This window comes from uncultured Eubacterium sp. (assembly GCF_937958975.1).
Classification (GTDB): domain Bacteria; phylum Bacillota; class Clostridia; order Lachnospirales; family Lachnospiraceae; genus Eubacterium_G.
In genome coordinates this window covers 73,536-81,683 of the sequence record NZ_CALGRE010000022.1, presented here as the reverse complement: position 1 = coordinate 81,683, position 8,148 = coordinate 73,536, and the positions used below count along the sequence as shown (strand labels likewise).

General features: G+C 36.7%; 4 protein-coding genes. 1 reads left to right on the top strand and 3 read right to left on the bottom strand.

Annotation, left to right across the window (positions count from 1 at the left end; translation table 11 throughout):
* From Q5O86_RS03910 to Q5O86_RS03900, 3 genes are all read right to left on the bottom strand, one after another.
* The coding region (locus Q5O86_RS03910) for a diaminopimelate decarboxylase (protein WP_302625842.1) at positions 1-947 on the bottom strand (947 nt) is incomplete at its 3' end.
* 45 nt (positions 948-992) lie between these two features.
* The gene (gene malQ / locus Q5O86_RS03905; protein ID WP_302625841.1) at positions 993-2,486 is read right to left on the bottom strand and encodes a 4-alpha-glucanotransferase; all 1,494 of its coding nucleotides are present in this window, start codon (positions 2,484-2,486) and stop codon (positions 993-995) included.
* Between the two features lie 21 nt (positions 2,487-2,507).
* The gene (locus Q5O86_RS03900) at positions 2,508-3,437 is read right to left on the bottom strand and encodes a hypothetical protein (protein ID WP_302625840.1); all 930 of its coding nucleotides are present in this window, start codon (positions 3,435-3,437) and stop codon (positions 2,508-2,510) included.
* Positions 3,438-3,831: 394 nt separating this feature from the next.
* Between Q5O86_RS03900 and Q5O86_RS03895 the strand changes: the two genes are divergently transcribed.
* Complete coding sequence (locus tag Q5O86_RS03895; RefSeq protein ID WP_302625839.1) at positions 3,832-8,067, top strand: 2-hydroxyacyl-CoA dehydratase; 4,236 nt, start codon at positions 3,832-3,834, stop codon at positions 8,065-8,067.
* Positions 8,068-8,148 lie beyond the last annotated feature (81 nt).

The window sequence follows — 8,148 nt, the reverse complement described above, 5'->3', positions numbered from 1 at the left end:
GAGCCATACATAGCTGGTCTCATTAGATTTGCGGCACATGCATCCACACCGATATACTCTTTGTAAATATGTTTTTCATGAATAGCCTTTGTCACTAACGCACCGTATGGTCCCATCATAAAACGTCCCATTTCCGTATAGATTGCCACATCACCCATTCCGGCCGGCGTAAGAATTTCCTCATAAACTTTTCTAACCCCCTCGCCGATTACCATAATATCATTTGGTGTCTGCTCAGGTGTATATGGTATACCTACACCACCGGACAGATTAATAAATTTAATATCTGCTCCGGTTTCCTTTTCCAGCTTAACCGCAAGTTCAAATATTGTTTTTGCAAGCATCGGATAATATTCATTTGTCACTGTATTGCTTGCGAGAAAAGCATGAATACCAAAATTTTTAACCCCTTTTTCTTTTAGGATTTTAAAAGCCTCAACAATCTGTTCCGGTGTCATTCCATATTTAGATTCTCCAGGGTTGTCCATAATTCCGTTACAAACCTCAAAAACTCCACCCGGATTATATCTACAGCTGACTGTCTCCGGAATGCCGCATTCTTTTTCCATAAAATCAATCATTGTAATATCGTCTAAGTTTATAATACCACCCAGACTGTTACAATAAGCAAACTCTCCCTCCGGTGTTTCATTCGAGGAAAACATTATCTCATCATTTCTAAGCCCCAACTTATCCGCAATCATAAGTTCTGTGTAGGATGAGCAGTCTACACCACATCCCACCTCAGCTAATTTCTTGATAATAAACGGATTTGGTGTTGCCTTTACTGCAAAATATTCTCTAAATCCTTTATTCCAAGAAAAAGCTTCATTTACTTTTCTCGCATTATCCATAAACCCTTTTTCATCATAAATATGAAAAGGTGTTGGGTATTTCTTTGCTATCTCCTGTACCTGTTCTAACGTTACAAATGGTTTCTTAGTCATCTTCAGTCCTCCCTTTACTAACAAAAATTTGTACTTTCATCACTCTTATCGACCATAAATATCACATAAGTATCTTAGTCTCTCAATTTTTTCTGCGCTAAATTGTCCGTTTAGCATTCTCCATCTCCAATTTGTCCCCATTGATGATGGCAGATTCATTCTGCCAATATTGCCCACTTTCAATACATCCTGCATTTGAAAGATAACAAGATTTGCCACACTCTCATATGCCGTCTTAAAAACTTTATCTACAAGGTCATCTATGGAACCATTTCTACATTCCATGTATTCTCTTATATACCCGAGTTCCCACGATTGAAGCCCGGTAAAATAACCTACAAGAGTATCATTGTCGTGTGTCCCTCCATAAGCCACCATATTCGGTGTCCAGTTATATGGCAAATGGTCATTTTTTCGATTGCCATCAAAGGCAAACTCTAGAACTTTCATACCCGGATATCCGGATTTTTCAAGAACTTCTATTACTTCGGGCATTTTCACACCCAAATCTTCTGCAATAATACGTTTATCACCGATAGATTCATTTATTGCCCGAATCAATTTCATTCCCGGACCCTTATTCCATTTTCCGTTTCTTGCATCCTCGTCTTCTGTAGGTATGGAATAATATTTTACCATTCCTATAAAATGGTCAATTCTTATAACATCATATAGATTTGCAGAATGTTCCATACGCTTTCGCCACCAGAAAAAATCATCCTTCTCTAAAGCTTTCCAATCATAAAGAGGGTTCCCCCATCTCTGTCCTGTCTCTGAAAATGCATCCGGCGGAACTCCCGCAATTTTCTTAGGCATCAAATCTTCATCTAATTGAAATACCTCCGGATTCTGCCATACATCAGAAGAATCCATTGCAACATAGAGCGGAATATCTCCAATAATTTCTACTCCATTTTCATTAGCATATTCTTTTAATTGACTCCACTGCTGTGAAAATTTGTATTGAATAAATCTATAAAAATCTATATCATCTGCCAAATCATTATTATATTTCTCCAACGCATCGGCTTCTCTATACTTAATGTCTTCATCCCATTCCTGCCATGACATATAATCAAACTTCTTCTTACAGGCACTGTATAGACAATAACCGTCCAGCCAAAACCCGTTCTCTTTCAAAAACTGTTTATATTTATTGGTATTTTTATGATTACTATTTTTATAAGCTTCTTTTAAAACCGTAAATCTTGAATTATATATCAATCCATAATCTACATACTGTTCTTCCATATTCCATCTAAAACTTTGAACATATTCTTTTGTTAAAAGTCCTTCTTCTATCAATATATCTAAATCAATAAAATACGGATTTCCTGCAAATGCTGAAAACGAGGCATAAGGACTGTCCCCAAAACTTGTCGGTCCAAGTGGCAGCACCTGCCAGTATTTTTGCTGTGCACAGACAAGACTATCTACAAATTCAAAGGCACTTTTTCCAAAAGTTCCAATTCCGTATGGAGACGGCAGACTGCTGACCGGCATCAAAATTCCGGCACCTCTACTAAAATTCTCCTGCATATTATATCTATTCCTTCCAACTTAATTATGATTATGTGTAAATAAATGGTCCTGGCAATACTCTTTATTTCCAGAACATTTTGAACAATATCTAAAGGTCAGATTCGGGTCATCTAACTCTGTTCTGCCACAAACCGCACATTTATGTCTTGCCCCACCACCATAGTTTACAGGCTTTGCCTTTTTTATGGATTGTTTGTATTCATATCTCCGTTTCACCTGTTTTGGACTAAATCGGCCTCTGTGTCTTCCCCAAAGCCAATATATTAAGAAATTTAGTAAGGATACTATAATAAGGACTGTAGTTACAATCGCCGTAACTCTTGGACCATATTTAAATGCCTCAAAAATTTCAAAAATAATATATGCACCATACAAAAATCCAAACCATTTTATTTTTATAGGAACGATAAAGTATAATAAGAGCTGTTCCTCCGGATAAGTAGCTGCATATGCCAGGAATATCGACATATTAATGTAATATGTGCTGACACATAAACTGATAACGGTTCCCAAACAGGCCTCTGGATTAAAGAAACTTCCAAGCATCATTCCGCCAAGCATATCTCCTGACACAATTCCCACATAATACAAAAGCAATAATAATCCATATAATATAAACGCTCCCACAACTGTAAAAATAATTCCTGAAAACATATATACATTATAACGATATGTTCCCCATGTATGCTCAAGTCCCTGCCCCAGCTGGTAATAAAGCAAAAGCATAATAATTGTAAAAATTCCAAATCCTTCCGGGGGAACTAATATCCATGTAAAGATTCTCCATACCTCACCATGTAAAATCATATAAGGATTAAATAATAGAAAACTATACATCTCAGGACTTGTAAACTGAATTACATATCCGATAATATATGCAATAATAAGATATAGTGATAAATTTTTTATTGCATATTTTCCAAATTTCTTCTCAAACTTTGATGCCATATCAATTCTCCTAAATTATATTCTTTGCAAAAACCTGCTCTGCTGATTATGAACAAAAGTATCTTTCTTTTCATAAATATTCCATAGGCAATTTGTTCTATCTATAAATTCTATATACATATACTTTAACATCCTTAGTAATCCAAATTACAGTATAAATTCTGTCATACTGTTTGTCAAACAACTTTCTTATTCAAATTTGTTTTTTTAATCATCCTAAACACATTTTTAATATTTCACATTTTTTTCACCACTTTCCTTTATGTGTAAAAGGTTGTTTAGTTGTTTTTTTATTTTTTTTATATTATAATAAGAAGTCGTTTTTGATGAAAAATATCGAAAACACTCTTTTTTTGAATATTATTATCTTTTTATAGATGAATCGGAGGCAATAATGAATAATAATTATTACAGTCTTGGTATCGATATTGGTTCTACAACAGTAAAAATCGCAATATTAGACCAGAAAAATAATTTAATCTTTTCAGACTATGAAAGACATTACGCAAATATCCAGGAAACTTTAGTTTCTTTATTAGAGAAAGCTCAGGACAAATTAGGAAATATCGAGCTTGCTCCAATGATTACCGGTTCCGGTGGACTTGCGTTATCAAACCACTTAAAAGTGCCTTTTGTACAGGAAGTTGTTGCCGTTGCATCTGCACTTGAAAATTATGCTCCACAAACCGATGTTGCTATCGAGCTTGGTGGAGAGGATGCAAAAATCATTTATTTTACAAACGGTATTGAACAGCGCATGAATGGAATCTGTGCCGGAGGTACAGGTTCGTTTATCGACCAGATGGCATCTCTTTTACAAACAGATGCCTCAGGTCTGAATGAATATGCAAAAAATTATCAGGCAATCTATCCAATCGCTGCAAGGTGTGGTGTTTTTGCCAAAACTGATATTCAGCCATTGATAAACGAAGGTGCTACAAAAGAAGATTTAGCAGCTTCCATTTTTCAGGCAGTGGTAAATCAAACAATCTCAGGTCTCGCATGTGGTAAACCAATCAGGGGAACCGTTGCATTCCTTGGTGGTCCGCTTCACTTTTTACCTGAACTAAAAAATGCATTTATTAGAACATTAAAATTAGATGATGAACATATCGTTGCTCCGGAACATTCCCATCTTTTTGCAGCTACCGGTGCGGCATTAAATCACAATACAAACGTAAGAGTCAATATTTCTGATTTACATGAACAGTTATCTAAAGGGGTCAAAATGTCTATGGAAATCAAACGTCTTGACCCATTATTTCATAATCAACAGGAATATGACGCCTTTATAGAACGTCATAACAAGGCAACTGTTAAAAAAGGAGATTTATCTGCCTACAGTGGCAATTGTTTTCTCGGTATTGATTCCGGCTCTACTACAACAAAAGCTGCCTTAGTCGGGGAAGATGGTACACTTCTATATTCTTTCTACAGCGGAAATAACGGAAACCCTTTACAGACTATTATTAATGCTGTGAAAGATATTTATGCGAAATTACCAGATGATGCTAAAATTGTGCGTTCCTGCTCTACCGGATATGGAGAAGCTCTAATCAAAGAGGCGCTTCTTTTAGATGAGGGAGAAGTTGAAACAGTTGCGCATTACTATGCCGCCGCATTTTTCGAACCACAGGTAGACTGTATTCTGGATATCGGTGGACAGGATATGAAATGTATTAAAATTAAAAACAATTCTGTAGACAGTGTCCAGTTAAATGAAGCCTGTTCTTCCGGATGTGGCTCCTTTATTGAAACTTTTGCCAAATCTTTAAACTTTACAGTACAGGATTTCGCAAAAGAAGCGCTATTCGCCACAAATCCTACAGACCTTGGCACAAGATGTACCGTGTTTATGAATTCAAATGTAAAACAGGCACAAAAAGAAGGAGCCAGCGTTGCAGATATTTCTTCCGGTCTGGCTTATTCCGTTATAAAAAATGCACTCTACAAGGTTATCAAAATAACAGATGCGAAAGGTTTAGGAAGAAAAGTTGTCGTTCAAGGCGGTACTTTCTATAATGATGCTGTTCTCAGAAGTTTTGAAAAAGTCGCTGACTGCAAAGCTATCAGACCTGATATTGCAGGTATAATGGGCGCTTTTGGCGCTGCTCTCATTGCAAGAGAGCGTTTTCACGGCGAGAGCACTACCATGCTAAGCCTAAAAGAATTAGAGGCTTTTTCTTATGATACTTCTATGACCCGATGTAAAGGCTGTACCAACTCCTGCCTTTTGACAATCAACAAATTTTCTGATGGTCGCCGCTTTATCAGTGGAAACCGATGTGAAAAAGGAATTGGTGGACAAAAAAATAAAGAAAATATACCAAATCTGTTTGAGTATAAAATGCAGAGAATGTTTGGATACGAACCCTTAGATGCTAAAACAGCCCCACGAGGTATTGTAGGCATTCCCCGAGTCCTAAACATGTACGAAAACTTTCCGTTTTGGGCAACATTTTTCAAAGAATTGGGTTACAGCGTTATGCTCTCCCCTGAATCTTCTCATAAGATTTATGAGATGGGTATCGAATCCATTCCTAGCGAATCCGAATGTTATCCGGCTAAATTAGTTCATGGGCATATTGCATGGTTATTACAAAATGGTGCAAAATTCATATTCTATCCTTGCATTCCATATGAGAGAAATGAAACACCGGATGCAAACAATCATTATAACTGCCCAATCGTTACATCGTATGCCGAAAACATTAAAAATAACGTGGAAGAATTGGAAGATTCATCGATTCACTTTATGAATCCTTTTATGGCTCTCACAAACGAAGATACAATTACTACAAGGCTTGTGGAAGAATTTTCAAAAACATTCCATATTCCTGAAACAGAATTAAAAACTGCTGCTCATCTTGCCTGGAACGAACTTATCGCTTCCCGAGAGGATATGGCAAAGAAAGGGGAAGAAACATTAAAATACATGGAAAAAACCGGCAGACGCGGTATCGTTCTCGCCGGCCGTCCGTATCATGTCGATCCTGAGATTAACCATGGTATACCGGAAATGATTAATTCCTACGGACTCGCGGTTCTTACAGAAGACTCTGTGTCACATCTTGCGGAAGTTGAGAGACCTTTAATCGTTTCTGACCAATGGATGTACCATTCAAGGCTTTATAAAGCTGCCAACTTTGTAAAAACAAGGGATGATTTAGATTTAGTCCAGTTGAATAGTTTCGGATGTGGGTTAGATGCTGTTACTACAGACTGCGTCAGTGACATTTTAACAAAATCCGGAAAAATATACACAGTTCTCAAAATTGATGAAGTAAATAATCTGGGAGCTGCAAGAATCAGGATTCGTTCACTTCTCGCTGCTATAAGAGTTCGAAGCGAAAAACATTTTGAGCGCTATATTCAGCCATCCTCGATTAATAAAGTTGAATTTACAAAACAAATGTATGATGACAAGTACACAATTTTGACGCCACAAATGAGTCCAATCCATTTCACAATGCTACAAGCTGCACTCAATTCATGTGGATATAATTTTGAAGTTATGGAGAGCAATAAATCCTGTGTAGATATGGGATTAAAATATGTAAATAACGATGCCTGCTATCCTTCTCTGATTGTTGTTGGGCAGATTATGGAATCACTACTTTCGGGTAAATATGATTTGAATAAAACTGCTGTTATTATCACACAAACCGGTGGTGGCTGCCGGGCAACAAATTATATAGGATTTATCCGGCGTGCATTAGAAAAGGCAGGGATGGGACATATTCCTGTTCTCTCACTCAGTCTACAGGGACTTGAAAAAAATAGCGGTTTTAAAATCACTCCGAAATTTGCAGTCAAAGCTGTGGAGGCTGTTTTATATGGGGATTTATTTATGAGAGTCGTTTACAGAACCCGCCCATATGAAATGAACGAAGGTGAAACAGATGCACTGCACAAAAAATGGGAATATAAACTATGCAGGGAACTGGCTGATAAAAAATTTGGTATTCGACGTTTTAAGCATAATATGAAAAAAATCGTAGAAGAGTTTGATGCAATTCCGGTTCAAAATATTAAAAAGCCAAGAGTTGGTATTGTAGGCGAAATCTTAGTTAAGTTCTCTCCTACTGCTAACAATAATCTGGTTCAATTACTTGAAGCTGAAGGGGCAGAGGCTGTCATGCCCGACCTGATTGACTTCTTCTTATATGGATTTAGAAATGCAACGTTTAAATATGAAAATTTAGGTTTTGACAAGAAATCCGTCCGTATAAACAACTTAGGAATCAGCGCTATTGAATGGATGCGAAATTCGGCAAAAAAAGCATTAATTAAGAGTAAACACTTTACCCCTACATCTGATATATGGGAAATGAGTAAAATGGCTGAAAAAGTAGTTTCTATTGGAAACCAGACCGGTGAGGGATGGTTCCTTACCGGTGAAATGTTACATCTGATTCATGATGATGTTCCAAACATTATCTGTACTCAGCCATTTGCCTGTCTTCCAAATCATATTGTCGGAAAAGGTGTGATTAAAAAACTCCGTGCAATGAATCCTGATGCAAATATCGTTGCTGTAGACTATGACCCCGGAGCCAGCGAAGTGAATCAATTAAACCGTATTAAATTAATGCTCGCAACAGCAAATAAAAAAATAAAGCAAGAATAGACATATTTATAGATAACATAAAAAACAGGATTGACTTTTGTCAATCCTGTTTTTATTATCAGTTATTAATATTCAATGCAT

Bases quoted from the DNA above. Each gene is read 5' to 3' on its own strand.
- malQ (WP_302625841.1), bottom strand. From the start codon at position 2,486: ATGCAGGAGAATTTTAGTAGAGGTGCCGGAATTTTGATGCCGGTCAGC.
- Q5O86_RS03900 (WP_302625840.1), bottom strand. From the start codon at position 3,437: ATGGCATCAAAGTTTGAGAAGAAATTTGGAAAATATGCAATAAAAAAT.
- Q5O86_RS03895 (WP_302625839.1), top strand. From the start codon at position 3,832: ATGAATAATAATTATTACAGTCTTGGTATCGATATTGGTTCTACAACA.